The following is a 21,354-nucleotide window of genomic DNA, read 5'->3' as shown; positions in this document are numbered from 1 at the left end:
GTTCTCGGTGGCAACCAGCATTCTCCAGGACCTGAAGGGCCTGCGCGTCCAAGTCATCCACCCGCCAGATGCGGCGGGGCTGGCGCTGGTCGAGCATCTCAGGCGCATCGGCTGCAGTTGCGAAACGACCTGGCCCTTGCCCGATGCGATAAACCCGTCGGCGGTGGTGGTGCTGGTTTCGATCGAGCAGGAGAACCGTGACAAGATCCTGAGCCTGTTCCGGCCGGTGGAGCCATCCGATCCCGCCTTGATTGCGGTCGTCACTTATGAGGATCCAAGCACGCTGCAGGTGGTGCTGGAGTGCGGGGCGCTCGCGGTCATCGAGCGGCCGATACGCCCGTTCGGCCTGTTGACCAATTTGACCATCGCGCGCGCGCTCTGGCTCGAGCGGCAGAACGCCAGCAAGCGCATCCGCAAGCTTGAGCGCAAGCTGGCTGGCAACAACCGCATCCTGCGCGCGAAGAACATTCTCATGGAAACGCAAGGGCTTAGCGAGCAGGACGCGTATGAGAACATCCGCCGGCAAGCGATGGCGAAACGCGTGCCAATGGACGATCTGGCGAGTGCGATCATCAACGCGCATGAGCTCTTGACGTTCAAGGACATGCGTGACTAATATGAAAAATAATTGACGCCGGGTGAACCTCGGATGTCGATACGGTGTGAGACAATGTGGTCCGCGCCGAGTGGCTATGTAGCCCGCAAGCTCCTCGCAGGAGTTGGCGGGCTTTTTTGTTTTTCGGCTCCCGACAAGGCCGTTGGCAGCCGTTGGTTCGATCTGCAGCTCTTTCTTGACGCTCTTTGGTCAGCGCGTGCGAGCGCGTGCGCGGCTTCGTTTTGTCCGGTGTCTGGAAGCATGCTGCCCTACTTGTGAAAGGATTCGCTCCGTAACGTCGCAAGAAAAAACACAATCAGAATAGTTGTTCACGATTCTGCGCAGTAACATGTGCTGAATATAGACTTGTCGAATAATTCGTAGACGAAAAATATACTTATAGATGTATTGACTATTAGTAGTTTCTAATAAAGCGTGCAGGTGGTCGCGAATGGGGCGGCTTCACAAAAATCAACGCACAACGATGCGAACAGGAGGACCTATGAAGAACCATGATCGGCGTACATTTCTGAAAGCGTCGGGCCTCGCGGCAATCGGGCTAGCCGCTCCGTCAATCCTGCGTCTCGGCGACAAGGCCTGGGCAGCCGACGAGATTCCCGTCGGCATCATGTATTCACTGACCGGAACCACCGCGATCGTCGAGAAATCGATGAACCAGTGCGCCCAGATGGCAATTGACGAAATCAACGCCAAGGGCGGTGTTCTTGGTCGCAAGCTGCGCGCCATCATCGAAGATCCGGCGTCCGAGCCGCGCATCTACAGCGAAAAGGCCCGCAAGCTGACGATTGAGGACCAGGTCCCGGTGATCTTCGGCTGCTACACCACCGCCAGCCGCAAGGCGGTGCTGCCGGTCGTCGAGCGGCGCAAGGGCCTGCTCGTCTGGCCGACTTGGTACGAAGGCGAGGAGTGCTCCAAGAACGTGCTCTATGCCGGCTCCGCTGTGCCCAACCAGCAGCTGGAAAACTCGCTGCCGTGGCTGCAGAAGAGCCTGGGCAAGAACAAGGTGTTCATCGTCGGCTCCGACTATGCGTTTCCGCGCGGAATGGCGAAGACATCGAAGACGATCTGCGAAAAGATCGGCATGCAGGTGGTCGGCGACGAGTACCTGCCGCTCGGCCACACCGAGTGGGCGTCGATGGTCTCCAAGATCGGCTCGAGTGGGGCCGACGTGATTTTCTCCAACGTGGTGGGTGACTCGATCGTCGCCTTCTACAGGGAGCTGCGTAACCAGGGCTACGATTTCGACAAGCTGCCGCTCTGCGCTTCGACGACGACGGAAGTCGAGATCAAGGCGATGGGCCCGGAATATGCGCTCGGAAGCTATGTTTCGCTGCCCTATTTCCAGACCGTCGACACGCCGCAGAACAAGGTTTTCGTCGAGGCGTTCAAGGCCTATGCCGGCGCCGACGCCGTAACCCACGCTGCGATGGAGGCGGTCTATATCGGCGTCAACATGTGGGCGATGGCCGCGGAAAAGGCAGGCGACCTCTTGCCCGATGCGATCGTCGCCAATGCCGGCGGTCTGTCCTTCGATGCACCCCAAGGCAAGGTCACCATCGACCCCGACAACCTCCACAGCTACCTGACGCCGCGCATCGGCAAGACCCGCGCCGACGGCCTGCTCGACATCGTTGACCAGTACGCAGAACCGCTGGTGCCGCTGCCTTACTCCAGCGTTGGCGAGACCGCTGACAAGCGGGTCTGCACGACGAGCGGGGCGACGCTCTAGCCCCCTGACTGCCAGCTGTGCCGGCGCGGATTCCGTGCCGGCACGCCCCCCCCGACCAACGCGGATGGAAGCGGCATGGAAACCTTTGTCATCGGCCTGAGTATCGCATCGATCTTGTTCATGGTCGCCCTTGGCCTGGCGATCATCTACGGCACCATGAACGTCATCAATCTCGCCCATGGCGAGATGGTGATGATCGGCGCCTACACCACGGTGCTGGCGACCAAGCATCTCGGCTTCAACATCTATCTCTGCCTGCCGCTGGCGTTTCTGGTGACGGCGACATTCGGTCTGATCATCGAACGCACCGTGGTGCGCAGGCTGTACGGCCGACTGCTCGATACATTGCTGGCGACGTGGGGGATCGCGCTCATCCTGCAGCAGCTGATCCGAATCCATTTCGGGCTCGGCCTGTTCGGCGTCGAGATCGACGGTCTGGGCTCCGACCTGCAGAACGTTCCGGTTCCTGCCGAACTGCAGCAGGCCATTCAACTGTTCGGCGCCAATATCCCGGTCTACAGGGCCTTCGTCTTCGTCACCGCGCTGGCGCTCGGCGCCATCACCTGGCTTGTGATGTACAGGACGCGCTTCGGCAGCCAGTTGCGCGCTGTTTCGGTCGCCCGGAACACCGCCGCGGCCTGCGGCATCAACGACAAGCGCGTCAACATGCTGGCTTTCGCCTATGGCTCCGGCCTTGCTGGCATCGCGGGAGTTCTGGTGTCCGGCTTCAAGACCGTGTCGCCCGACATGGGCACGCCCTATGTCGTCGACGCCTTCCTTGTCGTCGTCGCCGGCGGTGTCGGTCATCTGCTCGGCACCTTCGCTTCGGCAGGCATTCTCGGCGAGGTCCAGAGTTTCGTCGCCACATGGGCAAACGACGTTTACGGACGGACGGTCCTGTTTGCCGTCGTGATCTTCATTCTCCTCTTCAAGCCTCAGGGCCTCTTTGTCACCAAGAGCCGCTGAGCTTGGCTGCAACATGGACGAGCGCATGACTTACCGCACCGCTTCCATCATCGCCTACATCGCCTTCTTCGCCGTTGTGCTCGCGCTTCCGCTGGTGCTCAACAGCTTCTGGACCAACCGCGTCGCGATCTATCTGGTCTATTCGATCTGCGCGATCGGCATCAGCATGTCGTGGGGCTATGCCGGCATCCTCAGCCTCGGGCAGGGCCTGTTCTTCGGCATGGGCGCCTACATGCTGGCGATGTCGCTGACGCTTGCCGTGCCGGAAAACAATCCGGTGCCGCAGCTGATGCTGCTCAACATGGAACCCAATGCGGTTCGTGACCTGTGCTGTGTCACGACGGGATCGTTCCTGTGGATCCCGTTCCGTTCGGTGGCGGTCGGCATGATTGCGGGCATCGTCGTGCCCTGCATCCTGGCCGCCGGCATCGGCTACGTCATGTTCAAGCGGCGCACGACCGGCGTCTATGTCAGCATCATCACGCTGGCCTTCGCGCTGATCGGGCAATTGCTCATCATCAACAACCAGCCGCTGACCGGCGGCTTCAACGGGTTGGCGAACCTTGCGCTGCTTGAGATCGGCGGCTTTGAATTCGACCCCTACGGACCGAGCGTCTACTATGCCGTTGCGCTGACGTTGATCGCGGTGATCCTGCTCGCCCGCTACATGCTGACCGGACGTATCGGCCAGGTACTCAAGGCCATTCGTGAGGACGAGGCGCGTGCGCGTTATCTCGGCTACGACGTCGAGAACTACAAGCTCTTCATCTTCTGCGTCTCGGCCGGCGTCGCCGGCCTAGCGGGAATGCTGTTCACGGTCACGTCGGAATTCGCCACGCCGTCGCTGATGGCGACGTCGCTCAGCATCTCGATGGTGATCTGGGCGGCGACCGGCGGCCGCGCCTCGTTGCTCGGGGCCTGCATCGGAGCGCTGATCGTCAACTTCGTCGGCTCGCTGGCCAGCGAAAGCGCGACTTTCCAGCCGGTGTGGCCTATCATCCTGGGGCTGCTTTTCGTCGTCGTCGTGCTGTTCATGCCGAACGGAATAGCCGGGATCTTCAAGGCTTTCATCGATCGTCCCGGCAAGGCTGAGCGTCTCGGCGGAGCCAAGCTCTCCGGCAAGACCGAGCGCCCCGACAAGGCCGATCTTCTCGTCAAGTCTGAGCTGTCGGCAAGGGAGGCATAACCGATGAATGCCGTTCATAGGCCATCCCAAGCAGGCGCGGTGTCGACTGCACCGATCCTTCGGACACAAAACCTTACCGTGCGCTTCGATGAGTTTCCCGCCGTGCGCGACGTCGACCTGTCGATCGCCGATGGCGAGCTCAGGGTGATCATCGGCGCTAACGGCGCCGGCAAGTCGACCTTGCTGGATCTCCTGTGCGGCAAGACGCTGCCGTCCGAAGGCGAGATCTGGCTGCGCGACCGCAACATCACCGGCATCGGCGAGGCCGCAATCGCCCGCAGCGGCCTCGGTCGCAAGTTTCAGACGCCGACGGTGTTCAAGGACATGACGGTGCTGGAAAACCTGCAGGTTGCGAGCAATCGCCGTGTCCGCGTCTTCGAGAACCTGTTCGAGCGGGTGAAAGGGAGGCCGAGCGACAAGGAGGTAGCGGTTGCCGAACGTACCGGGCTTCTCGGCTCGATGAAGCGCAAGGCCTCGGAGCTGTCGCACGGCCAGCTGCAATGGCTCGAACTGGCGATGGTGCTGAGCCAGGAACCCAAGATCATCCTGCTCGACGAGCCGGCCGCCGGCATGACGGCGGCCGAAACCGACAAGACGGCGGAGCTTTTGCTCGATCTCGCCGGCGGTCACACCGTGTTGGTGATCGAGCACGACATGGCCTTCGTCCGCCGCATCTGCCGGACCATCACCGTGATGCACCAGGGGGCTGTGCTCGCCGAGGGGACGGCCGAGGAAATCGAACGCAACCCCGCAGTGATAGAGGCCTATCTGGGATCGGCGACACTCAGCCATGCTTAAGTTCAAAGACCTCAACGCGTTCTACGGAACGAGCCACATCATCCACGATCTCAACCTTGAAATCCGCGAGGGTGAGGTCTTCTGCATCATGGGCCGCAACGGCGTCGGCAAGACGACGCTGCTGCGCAGCCTGCTCGGCATCGGCGTGCAGACCAAAGGCGCCATCGAGTTCGAAGGCGCCGACATCAGCGGCGACCTGACCTACCAGCGGGCACGGCGCGGCATCGGCTACGTGCCGCAGGGGCGCGAGATCGTGCCCGGGCTCAGCGTGCTCGACAACATACTGCTCGGCTGCAACGCCCGCGCCGACGGCCAGACGTCGGTGCCGCCGCTGGTCTGGACGCTGTTTCCGTTCCTGAAGGATCACCTCCACCGGCGCGGTACCAACCTCTCGGGCGGACAGCAGCAGCAACTGGCCATTGCCCGCGCGCTTGCCACCGACCCCAGCATCCTGGTTCTCGACGAGCCGACCGAGGGCATCCAGCCCAACATCGTCGAGCACATCGAAGAGGCCATCGTGTCGCTTAACCGGGACCATGGCCTGACCATCATCCTGGTCGAGCAGAAGATACGTTTTGCCCGAACCGCGGCGCACCGCTTCGCCATCCTCGAAAAGGGACAGATCGCGGCGGCCGGCGACACCACTGATCTCAGCAATGAACTGATCCACAAGCATATGGGCCTCTAGCGGCGAACGCGACCGGCGGCCCGAAACGTCAAGCGCAGAAAGGATTTTGAGATGCTCCGAGTTGAAGGCGTGCTTGGCAGCCGAAGCGATCCGGCAATGCATGAGGCGATCCATCATCTCGAACACCACCACGCCGTGGAGTTCGTGACGGTGGCCGTCGGCGATCTCGACCGCCGGCGGCTGATGGCGCGAACCGACAAGGGTGAGGAGGTGGCGATCACCTTGCCGCGCGACCAGAAACTGCATGACGGCGCCGTGCTGGTGCTCGACCATCATCGCGCCGTGATCGTACGCGCTGGCGAGCAGCGCTGGCTGAGATTCACGCCGCGTTCGGCAAGCGACGCGCTTGAACTCGGCTATCACGCTGGCAACCTGCACTGGCGGGTGCGTTTCGACGGCGAGGATCTGCTCGTCGCCCAGGACGGTCCGGCCACGGCCTACGCCGCGCGCATCGAGCCGCTCATCTCGGGCGGCCGCGTCGAGATGACCGAGGAGGCCGAATGAGCGTTCCATCGGCACATCTGCTCGTCGCCCTGCAGCATGCAGACGGGCAGTTCCCTTCCGGCGGCTTTGCCTTCTCGCAGGGGCTGGAGGCCTCGTCCACGCTTGCCGGAAAACTGGGTGCCTTCGACTTCGCTGCTTTCGTCGACATCCAGATCCGCCATCGCTGGGCCGATGCCGACCGTGTCGCGCTGGTTCGGGCCCACCGGCTCGGCGGCGATCTCGAGGCGTTGGCCGAGCTCGACCGCGAGGTCGAGGCCTCGACCTTCGTCGAGGGGCTGCGCTTGGGCTCGTGCCGCAACGGCATGGCGCTTCTGACCACGCATGAGCGGATCGGAACCTGCGGCGCTGCCGCCTATCGCGCCATGGTCCGCAAGGGCGAAGCCTGCGGCCACCTGCCGGTCGTCCAGGGCCTCGCCTGGCAGGCGCTCGACCTTGACGAGGCGAGTGCCGTAGCGATCGGCGGTTACCAGATGGTGGCGTCGCTTTCGACTGCCGCCGTGCGGCTTGGCGTGATCGGCGCCATCGACGCCCAGAAGGTTGTCGCACGCGTTTTGCCTGCCATCGAGGCCGCGGCCCGCTTGCCTGTCGGCGACGACGAACCGCTGCGGTCGTTCACGCCGCTCTGCGAGATCGCGGTCGCCATGCATGGCGCTTCGGGCCAGCGCCTGTTTTCGAATTGAGGAGTACCCACGATGTTGCTGACACCGACCGAACTCGAGCGCCTGACGATCTATACGGCGGCCGAACTGGCGCGCAAGCGGCGGGCCAAGGGGCTCCTGCTCAACTATCCCGAAGCGGTGGCGATCATCACCGACGAGATCCTCGAAGGTGCCAGGGAAGGGCGCTCGGTCGCCGAGATGATGTCGATCGGCTCGGCCATCCTGACCCAGGCCGATGTCATGCCCGGGATCGCGGCAATGCTGCCGATGCTGCAGGTCGAGGCGACGTTCCGGGACGGCACCAAGCTGGTCACCGTGCATGAGCCGCTGCGCCCGGCGGCGGGTGCAGCGGCCGACGACGTCGAACCTGGGGCAATCGTCGCCGAGGATGGCGACATCGAGATCAATGCCGGACGCCGCAAGCTGACGCTGAAGGTCGTCAACACCGGTGACCGGCCGGTGCAGATCGGCAGTCACTATCATTTCTTCGAGGTCAACAAGGCGCTCGACTTCGACCGGGCGGCTGCCTTCGGCATGCGTCTCGACATCGCCGCCGGTACCGCCGTTCGCTTCGAGCCGGGTCAGGAGAAGGACGTGCCGCTGACCACCTTTGGCGGACAGCAGCAGCTTTCCGGCCTCAACGGACTGTCGAACGGCTCGGCCGACGATCCGGCGGCCAAGGCCGCGGCTCTTGAAAATGCCCGCGCCCGCGGCTTCCGCGGCGCCTGAGGGGAGGAACGATCATGGCAACCCTGTCACGCCGCGACTATGCGGCAATGTATGGCCCAACCACCGGTGATGGCTTCCGTCTCGGCGACACCTCGCTCGTCGCCGTCGTCGAAAAGGATTTCGCCGTCTATGGCGACGAATGCCTGCATGGCGGCGGCAAGACGCTGCGCGACGGCGCCGGCCTCGCCGCCGGCGTCACCAGCGCCGAAGGCGCGCTCGACTTCCTGTTGTGCAACGTCACGGTGATCGATGCCGTCGTCGGCATCGTCAAGGGCGATCTCGGCATCCGTGACGGCAAGATCGTCGGCATCGGCAAGGCCGGCAATCTGGCCACCATGGACGGCGTCGACCCGCGCCTCATCGTCTCGGCGGCGACCACCGTGCGCGACTGCGAAGGCCTGATCGCAACTGCCGGTGCGCTCGACGTCCATGTCCATTTTGACAGCGCACAGCTCTGCGACCATGCAATCGCCTCCGGCATCACCACCATGCTCGGCGGCTCGCTGGGTCCGATTACTGTCGGCATCGACTGCGGCGGCCCGTTCAACGTCGGCAAGATGCTGCAGGCGGCCGAGCACTGGCCGATCAATTTCGGCTTCCTCGGCCGCGGCAATTCGCACCGGCCTGCGTCGCTCGTCGAGCAGATCGAGACCGGCTGCCTCGGCCTCAAGCTGCACGAGGACTGGGGCACCATGCCGGCCTCGATCGACACCTGCCTGACGGTGGCCGACGAGCTCGATTTCCCGGTCCAGATCCACACCGACACGCTCAACGAGTCCGGCTTCCTCGAGGATACGCTCGCCGCCATCAACGGCCGCACCATCCACATGTACCATACCGAGGGGGCAGGGGGCGGGCATGCGCCCGACATCATCAGCGTCGCCGGCGTGCCGTGGTGCCTGCCGTCGTCGACCAACCCGACCAACCCCTACACGATCAACACTTTCGACGAACATCTCGACATGACGATGGTGTGCCATCATCTCAACCCGGCCATCCCAGAGGATGTCGCCTTTGCCGAAAGCCGAATCCGCGCCCAGACCATTGCCGCCGAGGACATCCTCCATGACATCGGCGCGATCTCGATGCTTGGCTCCGACAGCCAGGGCATGGGCCGCATCAACGAGGTGATCTGCCGGACCTGGCAATTGGCCGACAAGATGAAGAAGCAGCGTGGCCGCTTGCCCGAGGAGGCGACGCGTTTCGGCGACAATGAGCGCATCAAGCGCTATGTCGCCAAATACACCATCAATGCCGCGCGCACCTTCGGCATCGCGGAACATGTCGGCTCGCTCGAAGACGGCAAGATGGCCGACATCGTGATCTGGCGGCCGGCCTTCTTCGGCATCAAACCGGAACTCGTCATCAAGGGCGGCTTCATCGCCTGGGGCGCCATGGGCGACAGCGCTGCTTCGCTGATGACCTGCGAGCCGCTGCTCCTGCGGCCGCAATGGGGCGCCTTCGGCCGGGCCAAGCAGGCACTGTCGGCATGCTTCGTCAATCCGCTCGCCATCGAGCGCGGACTGGCCGCGACGCTCGATTTGAAGAAGGCATTGCTGCCCTCACGCGGCAATCGCACCCTGTCGAAGAAGGACATGCTGCACAATGACGCCTGTCCCAACATCCGCGTCGATCCGCAGACCTTCGACGTCTTTGTCGATGGTGAGCTGGCGACATGCGAGCCGGCCTACGAGTTGCCGTTGACCCAACGCTACATGCTGAGGTGACATCATGGACACCAGGACGACCTCAATGAATCCGCCTCCCTCGCGCGTCGGCGCCGCCCGCATCGGCATCGGCGGTCCCGTCGGCTCCGGCAAGACCGCGTTGATCGAACGGCTGATCCCGGCCTTTGCGGCGCGCGGCGTGTCGCTGGCGATCGTCACCAACGACCTTGTCACCGCCGAGGACGCCGAGCGCATCCGCCGCTCGGGCCTGATCGACCCGGCACGCGTCGCGGCTGTCGAGGCGGGCGCGTGCCCGCACACCGTCATTCGCGAGGATCCCACCCTCAACATCGCCGCCGCCGACGATCTCGAGGCGCTGTTCCCGGATGTCGAGCTGATCCTGATCGAAAGCGGCGGCGACAATCTCGCCTCGACCTTTTCGCTCGACCTCGTCGACTGGTGGATGTTCGTCATCGATGTTGCCGGCGGCGATGACATTCCGCGCAAGAACGGCCCCGGCGTGCTCAAATGCGATCTGCTGGTCGTCAACAAGACCGACCTTGCCCCTTATGTCGGCGTCGACCTCGCGGCGATGGCAGCACAGGCTGCCACCGCGCGCGCCGGCCGGCCGATGGCGCTCACAAACTGCCGCAGCAATGAAGGGGTCGACACGATCGCCGACCGCATCCTCTCGGACGTGTTGTTCAGATGACCAGCCACTGGCCACAACTGCGCCCCGAGCATGCCACGCCGCATCCGCGCCAGGCCGGGGCGCGCAACGGCCGCTTCGAGCTGTCGCTGTCCCGTCATGGCGCGCGTACGCATATCGGGCACCAGTACGTCTCCTACCCGTTCCACATGACGCGGCCGTTTGCACTCGATGTTGCCATCCCGTCCCTGCTCACCGTCTACCAGCAGTCTTCCTCGGGCGGGCTCTACCGGGACGACAGGCTTTCGAGCCGCTTCGATGTTGGGACGGGCGCCGCCGGCCACGTCACCACCCAGGCGGCCACGGTCGTTCACGACTGTTATGGCCAGGTCGCTCGCCAGACGACGGAGATCGTGCTGCAAGAAGGGGCGTTCCTGGCGCTGACCCCCGATCCGCTGGTGCTGTTTCCCGGTGCCGCGTGTTCGAACATCACCCAGGCCCGGCTCGCGCCCGGTGCGGTGCTGTTGCTGTCCGACGCCTTCGCCCTGCACGACCCGCAAGCGCGCAACCGTCCGTTCGAGAAGTTGGAGGCGAAGGTCGAGATTCGGGACGCCGACGGACGGCTGCTCGTGCGTGACAATCTTGACATCGCCGGAGCGGACCTTGCCGGACCCACTTCGCCCGTCGGCGCATGGAAAGTCGTGTCCAGTTTCATGCTCGTTGGCGCGCCTGACCGGCTGCCAACTGTCGATGAGCTCGCCGGCCTCGGTCGAGCGGAACGCCAGGTCGCCGGCATCACCGCGCTGCCCAATGGAGCAGGCTGGGGCGTGCGCTGCCTGGCGGCGGACGCGATCGCAGCGCGCACCATCGCCGAAGATCTCTTTGCGCTCGCCGTGGTTGCGTCCTTCGGACAGCAACCTGCGCGGCGGCGCAAATGACGACCAATTCGCATCTGATCTGTGAATGATGAAAGGAACAGGATCATGAACAGCAAATCTCTCATTCGGACAGCGGCACTGGCCGCCTTCTTACTGGCGCCCGGTCTCGCCAGTGCCCACACCGGCATCGGCCATGTCGAAGGTTTCGCCCACGGCTTTGTCCACCCGCTCGGCGGGCTCGACCATGTGCTCGCCATGGTGATGGTTGGGCTCTTTGCCGCCCAGCTGGGCGGCCGGGCCCGCTGGCTCGTTCCGGCAAGCTTCGTGTCCGTGATGATCGTGGGTGGCGCACTTGGTCTTGCCGGCATTGCCGTGCCGTTCGTCGAACTCTGCATCGGCCTGTCGATCGTCGTTCTCGGTGGTGTCGTTGCCTTCAACCTGCGCGCCGGAGTGGCAGCGGCCATGGCGCTGGTCGGCTTCTTCGCGGTCTTCCATGGCTATGCCCACGGCGCCGAGATGCCCGAAAGTGCCAGCGGTCTGGCCTATGGCGCAGGCTTTGTGCTGGCGACGGCGATGCTGCACGCGGCCGGACTTGGCTTCGGCCTGGCTCTCGACGGCAAGGCCGGCGTACGTGGAGCGGTCGTGGTCCGTTCGCTTGGCGCGCTAGCCGCTTTCGCCGGTATAGGCGTGGTGACCGGCCTCGTCTGAGACAGGCAGTTTCAGCGGCCGCCCCCACAGGGCGGCGGCTGCAGGCTTAAAAGCAACGAGGTGCCAGGATGAGCAGTTCAGTTCTCACGCGTCCGGCTCGCGCCGCGGGCTTCCTTGCGCGCGGAGCTACGGCATTCGCCAGGACGGCCGCGCCGGCTGCACTTCAGCAGGATCCTCACGCGGTCCGGGCACCCAGCGAGAACGACCTGCAGGCCGCGATCGGGCGCGAGGTACGGGCCTGCCGCAAGCGCCGCGGCATGACGGCAACCGAGCTTGCGGGGGCGGCAAACATCTCGGTCGGTATGATGTCGAAAATCGAAAACGGTGTCATCTCGGCGTCGCTGACCACGTTGCAGGCCCTGTCCCAGGCGCTTGGCGTACCGATGACCGCGCTGCTCAGAAGCTTCGAGGACGAGCGCAGCGCGGTCTTCGTCCGGGCGGGCACAGGCGTCGAGGTGGAGCGGCGCGGTACCCGCGCCGGCCACCATTACAATCTGCTCGGCTACATCGGCTCGTCATCCAGCACTGTCTCCGTCGAGCCCTATCTCATCACCTTGACCAGCCACACCGACACCTTCCCGCTGTTCCAGCACGCGGGTATGGAATTCCTCTATCTGCTCGAGGGCGAGATCACCTATCGCCACGGCTCAACGCTCTATCACATGTCGCCCGGCGACAGCTTGTTCTTCGAAGCCGACACCCCACACGGTCCCGAACAACTGACAAAGCTGCCGATAAGGTTTCTGTCGATCATCTCTTACCCGCAGGGCGGAGAAGACTGACTTGCCACATGGCTGGCGTCGGTGGTCCCCTTACCGGACCTGCGCCTGGACCACCGTCACCGCGATCATGTGAAAGGCGTCCTCTGCCGTGCAGCCGCGAGAGAGGTCGTTGGCCGGCTTGGCCAGGCCCTGGAGGATCGGGCCGATGGCGTCGGCGCCGCCGATGCGCTGGGCGATCTTGTAGCCGATGTTGGCGGCGTCGAGATTGGGGAAGACGAAGACGTTGGCTTCGCCATGCAGCGCCGAATTGGGCGCCTTGGAGGCGCTGACGGCTTCGACGAAGGCAGTGTCGAACTGCAGCTCGCCGTCGATGACGAGGTCGGGATCGGCGGCGTGTGCCAGCCGGGTTGCCTCGACCACCTTGGAGACGCGCTCGTGGGCAGCACTGCCATTGGTCGAGAACGACAGCATCGCCACCTTGGCCGGTGCGCCGGCGAGCGCCTGGTAGGAGCGGGCGGACATGCGGGCGATGTCGGCGAGGCCGGCGGCATCGGGATCGACCACCAGGCCGCAGTCGGCGAAGACGAAGGCGCCCTTCTTGGCGTGATGGGGTTGGCACAGCATCATCAGGAAGAAGCTCGACACCAGCCCGACGCCCGGCGCCTTGCCGATCGTCTGCAAGGCCGCCCGCACGGTATCGGCAGTGGTCGCGACAGCGCCGCCGACGGTGCCGTCGGCCTCGCCTTCTCGCACCATCATGGCGGCAAAGACAAGGGGTGAGCGCAGCGCCTCGACAGCCGAGGCTTCGTCGACACCCTTGGTCTTGCGGAGCTCGAAATAGGCATTGGCGAGGCGCGACGCCAGCGCGGAGGAAACGGGGTCTTCAATACGGAGATCGAGTTGGCTCGCGCCGGCGTCCGCAAGTGCCTGTTCGATGATGCCGCGGTTGCCGACCAGCGTGATCTCGGCGACGCCCTCGTGGCTGGCCCGGATCGCAGCTTCGACGATACGCGGGTCCTCGCCTTCGGGGAGAACGATGCGCTTGGGGGCCTGTTTCGCCGTGGCGAGGATGCGTTCCAGCGGTTTCATCAGGCGTGCCCCAGATAATAGATGCCAGCGAGGATGAAGAGGCCGATGAAGATGGTCTCGGCGACGATAAGGGCGACCGCGTCGCCGCCGACGTCGAGCACACGGCGTAATGAGGTCTTCATGCCGACGGCGACGATACCGGCGAGCAGGGCCCAGCGCGACGTCTCCATGCCGACCTTCGACACCGCCTCCGGAATGAGGCCGAAGGAGTTGATGGCGGCGAGAATGAGGAAGGCGATGACGAAACCGGGCAGCAGCGGCGGGCGCTTGCCGCTCTCGCCGACCGAGCCGACATTGCGGGTGGCGAGCGAAAAGATCAGCACGACCGGTGCCAGCATGGTGACCCGGATGAGCTTGACCAGCGTCGCCGTCTCACCCGCCTCTGGCGAGACCGAAAAACCGGCGCCGACGACCTGAGCGACGTCGTGGATGGTGCCGCCGAAGAAGATGCCGGTGGCGCGCGCGTCGAGGCCGATGGCCTGGGCGATCATCGGGTAGAAGATCATGGCGAGTGTCGACAGCACCGTCACCGACAGCACGGTGAAGATCAGGTTGCGCTCGGAGAACTCGTTCTTGGGTAATACTGCGGCGATTGCCATGGCGGCCGAGGCGCCGCAGATGGCGACCGAGCCGGAGGTAATGAGGGCAAGGCGCCAGCCGCGGCCGAGAAGTTTGGCGGCGGCGAGGCCGAACAGGATGGTCGCGGCGATGGCGGCAACCAGAAGCAGGATGGTGCTGGCGCCAAGCCCGATCAGCAAATCGACGCTGATGCGCATGCCGAGCAGGGCGACACCGATTCGCAATACTTTCTTGGCGCAGAAGTCGATGCCGGCGACGCAGCGGCCTTCCTCGGACAGGAAGTGGAAAGCAATGCCGAGCAGCAGTGCCATCAGCATCGCCGGTGCGCCGTAATGATCGGAGAGGAACTGTGCCGCGATCGCCACCGCAGCGGTGACGGCAAGGCCGGGCCAGTAGACCTGCACCACCGAAGGCAGGCCATTGAAGCGTTGTGTCGCAGCGGCGGTGTTCATTCAATCATTCCCGGATCATGAAACGTTGGCGTCCCGCCCGCCCGGCGAACCGGGCAGGCGGCCTTGTTGCGACGTCAGGCGCGCTGTTGCGGGCGCATGTCGGCGCGGTCGATGCCAGCCACCGGCACCGGCTTCTTCATCGCGTCACGGCGGAAGGGCTCGCCCAGTTCCTGGTTGAGGATGACCTCGACGAAGGTGGTGATGCCCTTGGCCTGATCGTCGATGGCCTTGGCCAGCGCCTCGGTCAGCTTGGCCGTGGTGTCGACGACGACGCCCTTGAGACCACAGCCATCGGCCACCTTCGCGTAGCTGAGGTTAGGATTGAGTTCGGTGCCGACGAAGTTGTTGGAATACCACAGCGTGGTGTTCCGCTTTTCCGCGCCCCACTGGTAGTTGCGGAAGATCACCATGGTGATCGCCGGCCAGCCTTCACGGCCGATCGCACCCATCTCGTTCATCGAGATGCCGAAAGCGCCATCTCCGGCGAAGCCGACCACCGGCACGTCGGGGCAGCCGATCTTGGCGCCGACGATCGACGGGAAGCCATAGCCGCAAGGGCCGAACATGCCCGGTGCGAGATATTTCCGGCCCTGTTCGAAGCTCGGATAGGCGTTGCCGATGGCGCAGTTGTTGCCGATGTCGGTGGAGATGATCGCTTCCTTGGGCAGGGCCGCCTGGATCGCACGCCAGGCCTGGCGTGGCGACATGCGGTCGGCCTCGCGCAGGCGGGCGCTGGCGTTCCATTCGGTGCCGACGTCGTCCTCTTCGTGGTCCATCGACGACAGCTGCTGCAGCCAGGCCGAGCGGTTCTGGTGGATCGCCGCCTTGCGCTGCTCGCGGCCTTCGTTGCCGGCCGAGGGCGTCAGTTGCTCGAGGATCTGGCGGGCGACCTGCTTGGCGTCGCCGCAGATGCCGACGGAAACCTTCTTGGTCAGACCGATGCGATCGGCATTGATGTCGACCTGGATGATCGCGGCATTCTTCGGCCAGTAGTCGATGCCGTAGCCGGGCAAGGTCGAGAACGGGTTGAGGCGGGTGCCGAGCGCCAACACCACGTCTGCCTTGGCGATCAGCTCCATCGCTGCCTTCGAGCCGTTGTAGCCGAGCGGTCCTGCGGCGAGACGGTGGCTGCCGGGGAAGGCGTCATTGTGCTGGTAACCGCAGCAGACCGGCGCGTCGAGACGCTCGGCCAGCGCCATGGATTCGTTGATGGCGTTGCCGATGACGACACCGGCTCCGTTCAGGATGACCGGGAACTTTGCTTCCGACAGCAGGCGCGCTGCTTCCGTGATCGCCTGCGGGCCACCGGCCGGGCGCTCGAAACGCACGATTGAGGGCAGGTCGACGTCGATGACATGGGTCCAGAAGTCGCGCGGGATGTTGATCTGCGCTGGGGCGCAACCGCGCCAGGCCTTCTCGATGACGCGGTTCAGCACCTCGGGAATACGTGAGGGATCCCGCACCTCTTCCTGGTAGCAGACCATCTCCTCGAACATCGCCATCTGGTCGACTTCCTGGAAGCCGCCCTGGCCGATGGTCTTGTTGGCTGCCTGCGGCGTGACCATGAGCAGCGGCGTGTGGTTCCAGTAGGCCGTTTTCATCGCGGTGATGAAGCCCGTCACACCCGGGCCGTTCTGGCCGATGGCCATGGACATGGTGCCGGTGGCGCGGCTGAAGCCGTCGGCCATCATGCCGGCATTGGTCTCATGCGCGCAGTCCCAGAACTTGATGCCGGCCTTGGGGAACAGGTCCGACACCGGCATCATGGCCGAGCCGATGATGCCGAAGGCATGCTCGATGCCGTGCATCTGCAAGACTTTGACGAAAGCTTCTTCGGTGGTCATTTTCATTTTCTGGGTTCCTTTCGATGGGGGCAGGTCTGGTCTTGGGAGTCGGGTCCGATTTTCGGGCCGATGCGCTAGAGGATTTCGTCCTTGAGGTAATACCAGCGGTACATTCCCCACTGGCCGAGGCGCCGAAACGGTGTCAGCAACCCGTGGCTGGGCAACGGGGAGGTGAAGATCGGCAGGTCGAGTTCGCCGCCCTTGCCGGCGACCATCTGGGCCATGCGGCGGCCGGCCTGGGCCGAGTACATGACGCCGTTGCCGCCATAGCCCATGGCGTAGAACAGCTGTTGCTTGGGATCGGGCCGGAAGATGCGGGGCATCATGTCGTGGCTGACGTCGACCCAGCCCCACCAGGAGTAGTCTACATCGATGCCGCGCAGGATCGGAAACTTGCGGTAGAGCCCTTCGAGCAGACGGTCGAGGTGACTTGCATTGACTGCGTCCCGCCCCGTGATGGCGCTGCGGCTGCCGATCTGCACACGCCCGTCGGGCAGCATCCGGTAGTAGTGGCGCAGCGTGCGTGTGTCGGTGAGCGGGATGCGGGTCTGGAAGTTCAGCGTCTCGCGCTCGCTGTCCGTCAGCGGCCGCGTCACGATCGAGTTGGACAGGATCGGCATCAGCCGGTGGCGCGTCAGCTCGTGCAGGCCGGGCGAGGTGTAGCCGGCGGTGGCGATGCAGACTGCGCGCGCCCTGACGATGCCGCCCGGCGTGCGCAGGTGATGTATGCCGCCCTTGATTTCGCTGCCGAGGACCGGGCTTGAGGTGTGCACTTTCGCACCCAGCTTGCGGGCCAGCCTGAGATAGCCGAAGGCGAGCTTGGCGGCATGGATGCCCATGCCGTCGGGCTCGTACATCGCGCCCTTGGCTTCGGCGTCGCGAACGAAATCGCTGTGGACCTCGTCGCGGCCGACCATGCGGGCGCGGTAGCCGAAGATGTCGTTGAGCAGGCGCGTTTCCTTTTCCAGCGCCGGCAGAACCTTGTCGCGATGGGCGATGTAGAGATGGCCGCCATCCTGAGGATCGCAGTCGATCTCGGGCTGGCTGATCAGGTCGCGAAACAGGTCGAAGGCTTCCGCTATCTCGACATGCATTTTCCTGGCGACGTCGACGCCCCAGCGCTCGATCCACTGCGAACGCTTGAGCCGGCCGGCCGAAATCTGCGCCTGGCCGCCATTGCGGGTCGAGCAGCCCCAGGCGACGCCATTTGCTTCCAGCACCGTCGCCTTGATGCCGTGCTCCTTGGCCAGATGAATGGCACAGGACAGGCCGGTATAGCCCGAGCCGATGATGGCGACATCGACGTCGATGTCCTGCGTGACGGGGCCGTCGTCTTGCGGCTGCGGGCCGGCGGTGGCGATCCAGTAGGTCGGCGCGTAGTCCTTGCCGGCGCCCGGGTTTGGTGCATGGACCGGGTCATAGGCCGGATCGAACGGCAGACGTTGTGCCGCGGACCTCAAGAGTTGATGTTCCATTGACGTGGTCCTCCCGAGACCGCTCAGGCACCAGCCGCAATCAGCGGCCGGTTCTTGCGGAAGGCCTGCTTGCGGACGATCTTGCCGTCATCGAGCGTGAACAGATCGCAGCCCTCTGCTTCGACGCGGCTGCCGTCGACGTTGGTGCCGGTGAACGTCCATTCCGAGACGGCGCGATCGCCATGGACGAAGTGGCCATGATGGGCCCAGTGCGCGTCCGGCATCGCTTTCCAGACGCCGCTGAATGCAGCGGCGATCGCCTCGGTGCCTTCGAAGCGGGTGCCGTAGGCCTCTGGGCCGGCGACGCCGTTGAAGACGCAGTTGCCGGCGAAGAACTCCATGACGCCGTCGATGTCGTGGCGGTTGAAGGCGTCGAAGAGGCGAGCCAGGCCGTCGGCGGTGAGTGACATGTCGTGGTCCTCGTATCTGTACGGCAGAGCCTTTGGGCATGGCTTCGCCGTGGCCGGACAAGCCGGCGGATTGGTCTGTCTGTTGGTAAGATCAGGTTTGGCGTCAGCCGGGTGGCGACGTCGCCGGGTGCGTAAGCTTTGGCATCAGATCTTGCCTTTCCAGGGGATCATCGCCTTTTCCAGGTAGCGCAGCATGAGGTCGAAGGCGAAGGCGAAGATGCCGATGACGATGATGCCCATGATGACCGTATCGCTGGCGAGATACTCGGCGGCGTTCAGCACCATGAAGCCGAGACCGCGGTGGGCGGCGACCATTTCGGCGGCGACGAGCGTGGTCCAGCCGACGCCGATGCCGATGCGCATGCCGGTGAAGATCTCGGGCAGGGCGGCCTTCAGGATCACCTGGGAGATGACTTGGGCGCGGGTGGCGCCCATGGCATAGGCGGCATGGATCTGTTCGGTCGACACCGAGCGGACGCCGGCACGGGCGGCGATCGCCATCGGCGCGAAGATGGCGAGATAGATCAGGAACACCTTCGGGAATTCACCGATGCCGAGCCAGATGATGATCAAGGGCAGATAGGCGAGCGGCGGCAGTGGCCGGTAGAACTCGATGATCGGGTCGAACAGGCCGCGCACCGTGCGGTTGACGCCCATCAGGATGCCGACCGGAACGGCTGTGACCAGCGCCAGGAAGAAGGCGCCGAGCACACGGCCAAGGCTGGCCAGCGTGTGCTGGATGAGCGTCGAGTTGGAAACGCCATCGGTCATGGCGACGACGAACTTGTCCCACACGGCAAGCGGCGAGGGCAGGAACAGCGGCTTGACCCAGCCCATCTCGGTGATCAGCAGCCAGAGACCGAACAGCACAAGCGCCGTGATCAGGCTGATATGGCCGCTCATGCCGTCGCCCGGCGCGCCATAGATCTTGCCCGGGCGTACGGACTTGGCCCGTGAGAGGCGCTCAAGCATGGAGGTGTTCCGGATTGCCGGACTGGCGCTCGTCGCCGTAGATGATGCCGAGGATCTGCTCGCGCATGTCGATGAAATCGCGGCTGGATTTGATTGCACGTGCGTTGCCCTCCTCAAGGAAGCGCCGATTGAAATCGAGCTCATAGGTGTGGGTGATGCGGCCCGGACGCGGCGACATGACGATCAGCCGGGAGCCGAGGAAAAGTGCTTCTTCGACGCTGTGCGTGATGAAGAAGAACATCTTGTTGGTCAGCTGCCAGACCTTGAGCAGCAGCTCCTGGATGGTCTCGCGGGTGAGCGCGTCGAGCGCCGCCATCGGCTCGTCCATCAGAAGCATCGCCGGGTCGCAGGTCAGCGCACGGGCGATGCCGACGCGCTGCTGCATGCCGCCGGACAGGTGGTAGATCATGTGGCGGTGAAAATCCTGCAGGCCGACAAGGGCGAGATTCTTGGTCGCCAGCTCGCGCCGGGTCGCCTTGTCTATGCCACGCAGCTTGAGCCCGAATTCGGTGTTGTCGATGACATTCAACCAGGGCAGCAGCGCGTGCTTCTGGAAGACGACGCCACGGTCGGCGCCTGGGCCGACGACTTGACGTCCGCCAAGTGTGATATCACCGTCGGTTGGTGTCATGAAGCCGGCCATCAGGTTGAGCAGTGTGGTCTTGCCGCAGCCCGAGGCACCGAGGGCGACGACGAAATCGCCGCTCTTGACCTCGAGGTTCACGCCCTTGAGCGCAATCACCGCCTGGTCGGAGTAGAGGCCTGGATAGGTCAGGCTGACATTGCTGACGTTGAGGGTTTCCATCGCGTCGAGCCTTTCGAAGAAAATGCAATCGAGTGGTGGAGAAAGTGCCGCCGACCGGCATCCGACCGGCGGCACGTCCAATGTTACTTGGATGCGTCCTTGGCGTAGCTACTGTTGACGAAGGGCGCGTAGTCGTCGAGCGCCTTGTCGATCTGCTTCTGGGCAACGAGGAACTTGGCGCTTTCATTCAATGCCTTGATGGCGCCTCCGCCGAGCCATGTTTCGGATGCCTGTTCGTCGGCATTGGGGAACGACAGCAGGTTGAGCGCTTCGACGGCACCTGCGCCGTCACCGCCGATCAGCTTGACGATGCCCTGCACCTGAGGCGAGTCCGCCGTCCAGCTTGCCTTGTTCTTGTTGTAGTCGGCGTAGGATTCAGACAGCACCTTGGTGAAGGCGGCCATGAACTTTGGGTTCTCGGCGGCCCACTTCTTGTCGGCGACAAGGCCGTCGAAGGTCGGTACGCTGGCAGCACCGATGGTCTCTGAATCGGCGATGGTCTTGCCGTTCTTGAGCAATTCGGTCAGTGCCGGCGGCCAGACATAGGCGGCGTCGATGTCGCCACGCTGCCAGGCGGCGATGATCTGCGGCGGCTTCATGTTGAGGATGTTGACCTCGCGCGGATCGATCTTCCACACCTGCTCGAGACCGACAAGAAGATGGAAGTGCGAGGTCGACACGAACGGTACGCCGACATTCTTGCCCTTAAGATCCTCGGGCTTTTCGATGCCCGAGCCGTTGCGGACGGCGAGCGCCTCCGACTTGCCGATATTGTCGAGGATCCAGAACAGTTCGAGATTGACGCCGCGCGTGGCGGCGGCGGTGGTGCCGGTCGAGCCGATCACGCCGATCGGCACGCTGCCGGAGGCGAGAGCCGTCGAGATATCGCCGCCCGAGCTGAACTGGCGCCAGTCGACGGTGTAGCCCGCTTCCTTGGCGGCGGCGTCGAAACGTCCGTCGGCGATGGCCGTGACGAACGGCCCGACGATCTGCTGATAGCCGACGACGACCGTCGTTTCGGCATAAGCGAGACAGGAGGTGAAGACGCCGGCCGCTATGGTTGCGGCGCCGGCCAAATGCTTGAAATGCTTAAAGTGTATCATCGTTACCCTCTTGTTTTGTTAGCCACCGGTTATTCCGGGAACTTGCCGGCTTTGATGCCGGTCTTGGTTCTGGACATAGGGTTAAATGGAACCTTTGAATTGCCTTATATCCAGATTGGAAGTTGA

22 protein-coding genes are annotated in these 21,354 nt (G+C 64.1%); 14 read left to right on the top strand and 8 right to left on the bottom strand.

Annotated elements, in window-relative coordinates; genetic code table 11:
* Positions 1–7 precede the first annotated feature (7 nt).
* The 14 genes from IG197_RS28795 (at position 8) to IG197_RS28730 (ending at position 12,559) form a co-directional block, all read left to right on the top strand.
* A complete protein-coding gene (locus IG197_RS28795) occupies positions 8–616 on the top strand; it encodes an ANTAR domain-containing response regulator (protein ID WP_067967401.1) in 609 nt (202 codons plus the stop codon).
* 481 nt (positions 617–1,097) lie between these two features.
* Positions 1,098–2,345, top strand: a complete 1,248-nt coding sequence (locus IG197_RS28790) for a transporter substrate-binding domain-containing protein (protein WP_192320526.1) — start codon at positions 1,098–1,100, stop codon at positions 2,343–2,345.
* Between the two features lie 75 nt (positions 2,346–2,420).
* Positions 2,421–3,311 carry an urea ABC transporter permease subunit UrtB gene (urtB, locus tag IG197_RS28785; protein ID WP_154384471.1) on the top strand — a complete coding sequence of 297 codons (891 nt, stop codon included), beginning with the start codon at positions 2,421–2,423 and terminating at the stop codon, positions 3,309–3,311.
* Between the two features lie 25 nt (positions 3,312–3,336).
* The gene (gene urtC, locus IG197_RS28780; protein ID WP_192320524.1) at positions 3,337–4,497 is read left to right on the top strand and encodes an urea ABC transporter permease subunit UrtC; all 1,161 of its coding nucleotides are present in this window, start codon (positions 3,337–3,339) and stop codon (positions 4,495–4,497) included.
* 3 nt (positions 4,498–4,500) lie between these two features.
* Complete coding sequence (urtD, locus tag IG197_RS28775) at positions 4,501–5,295, top strand: urea ABC transporter ATP-binding protein UrtD (RefSeq protein WP_192320522.1); 795 nt, start codon at positions 4,501–4,503, stop codon at positions 5,293–5,295.
* Positions 5,288–5,983, top strand: coding sequence for an urea ABC transporter ATP-binding subunit UrtE (gene urtE / locus IG197_RS28770; protein WP_067967414.1), 696 nt, complete (start codon positions 5,288–5,290; stop codon positions 5,981–5,983). The genes urtD and urtE overlap by 8 nt, the downstream gene beginning before the upstream one ends.
* Before the next feature lie 51 nt (positions 5,984–6,034).
* Positions 6,035–6,487 (top strand): urease accessory protein UreE, encoded by a 453-nt coding sequence (ureE, locus tag IG197_RS28765; protein WP_067967417.1) that lies wholly within the window; start codon positions 6,035–6,037, stop codon positions 6,485–6,487.
* Positions 6,484–7,167 carry an urease accessory protein UreF gene (locus tag IG197_RS28760; RefSeq protein WP_192320520.1) on the top strand — a complete coding sequence of 228 codons (684 nt, stop codon included), beginning with the start codon at positions 6,484–6,486 and terminating at the stop codon, positions 7,165–7,167. Before ureE ends, IG197_RS28760 begins: the two co-directional genes overlap by 4 nt.
* Positions 7,168–7,179: 12 nt before the next feature.
* A complete protein-coding gene (locus tag IG197_RS28755) occupies positions 7,180–7,875 on the top strand; it encodes an urease subunit beta (RefSeq protein ID WP_192320518.1) in 696 nt (231 codons plus the stop codon).
* 14 nt (positions 7,876–7,889) lie between these two features.
* Entirely contained in the window at positions 7,890–9,602 is a 1,713-nt protein-coding gene (gene ureC / locus IG197_RS28750) for an urease subunit alpha (RefSeq protein WP_192320516.1), read from the top strand.
* A gap of 25 nt (positions 9,603–9,627) precedes the next feature.
* The gene (gene ureG / locus IG197_RS28745) at positions 9,628–10,254 is read left to right on the top strand and encodes an urease accessory protein UreG (protein ID WP_246341083.1); all 627 of its coding nucleotides are present in this window, start codon (positions 9,628–9,630) and stop codon (positions 10,252–10,254) included.
* Entirely contained in the window at positions 10,251–11,129 is an 879-nt protein-coding gene (locus IG197_RS28740; RefSeq protein WP_192320514.1) for an urease accessory protein UreD, read from the top strand. The genes ureG and IG197_RS28740 overlap by 4 nt, the downstream gene beginning before the upstream one ends.
* Positions 11,130–11,174: 45 nt before the next feature.
* Positions 11,175–11,777, top strand: coding sequence for a HupE/UreJ family protein (locus IG197_RS28735; protein ID WP_192320512.1), 603 nt, complete (start codon positions 11,175–11,177; stop codon positions 11,775–11,777).
* A gap of 68 nt (positions 11,778–11,845) precedes the next feature.
* Positions 11,846–12,559, top strand: coding sequence for an XRE family transcriptional regulator (locus IG197_RS28730; protein WP_192320510.1), 714 nt, complete (start codon positions 11,846–11,848; stop codon positions 12,557–12,559).
* Between the two features lie 30 nt (positions 12,560–12,589).
* On the opposite strand, the gene pta is transcribed toward IG197_RS28730, so the two are convergent.
* The 8 genes from pta to tauA form a co-directional block, all read right to left on the bottom strand.
* Complete coding sequence (pta, locus tag IG197_RS28725) at positions 12,590–13,588, bottom strand: phosphate acetyltransferase (RefSeq protein ID WP_192320508.1); 999 nt, start codon at positions 13,586–13,588, stop codon at positions 12,590–12,592.
* On the bottom strand, positions 13,588–14,619 hold the full coding sequence (locus tag IG197_RS28720; RefSeq protein ID WP_067967443.1) for a YeiH family protein: 1,032 nt from the start codon (positions 14,617–14,619) through the stop codon (positions 13,588–13,590). The genes pta and IG197_RS28720 overlap by 1 nt, the downstream gene beginning before the upstream one ends.
* A gap of 74 nt (positions 14,620–14,693) precedes the next feature.
* Positions 14,694–16,469, bottom strand: a complete 1,776-nt coding sequence (gene xsc, locus IG197_RS28715) for a sulfoacetaldehyde acetyltransferase (RefSeq protein ID WP_192320506.1) — start codon at positions 16,467–16,469, stop codon at positions 14,694–14,696.
* Between the two features lie 68 nt (positions 16,470–16,537).
* The gene (locus IG197_RS28710) at positions 16,538–17,938 is read right to left on the bottom strand and encodes an FAD-binding oxidoreductase (protein ID WP_192320504.1); all 1,401 of its coding nucleotides are present in this window, start codon (positions 17,936–17,938) and stop codon (positions 16,538–16,540) included.
* Between the two features lie 23 nt (positions 17,939–17,961).
* Entirely contained in the window at positions 17,962–18,348 is a 387-nt protein-coding gene (locus IG197_RS28705) for a nuclear transport factor 2 family protein (RefSeq protein ID WP_154384476.1), read from the bottom strand.
* A 144-nt stretch (positions 18,349–18,492) separates the two neighbouring features.
* Positions 18,493–19,320, bottom strand: coding sequence for an ABC transporter permease subunit (locus IG197_RS28700; RefSeq protein ID WP_192320502.1), 828 nt, complete (start codon positions 19,318–19,320; stop codon positions 18,493–18,495).
* A complete protein-coding gene (locus tag IG197_RS28695) occupies positions 19,313–20,125 on the bottom strand; it encodes a taurine ABC transporter ATP-binding protein (RefSeq protein ID WP_067968425.1) in 813 nt (270 codons plus the stop codon). Before IG197_RS28695 ends, IG197_RS28700 begins: the two co-directional genes overlap by 8 nt.
* Before the next feature lie 83 nt (positions 20,126–20,208).
* On the bottom strand, positions 20,209–21,228 hold the full coding sequence (gene tauA, locus IG197_RS28690) for a taurine ABC transporter substrate-binding protein (protein WP_067967457.1): 1,020 nt from the start codon (positions 21,226–21,228) through the stop codon (positions 20,209–20,211).
* Positions 21,229–21,354 lie beyond the last annotated feature (126 nt).

It is taken from the genome of Aminobacter sp. SR38, assembly GCF_014843375.1.
Classification (GTDB): domain Bacteria; phylum Pseudomonadota; class Alphaproteobacteria; order Rhizobiales; family Rhizobiaceae; genus Aminobacter; species Aminobacter ciceronei.
This window is presented reverse-complemented; position numbering and strand designations above follow the sequence as displayed.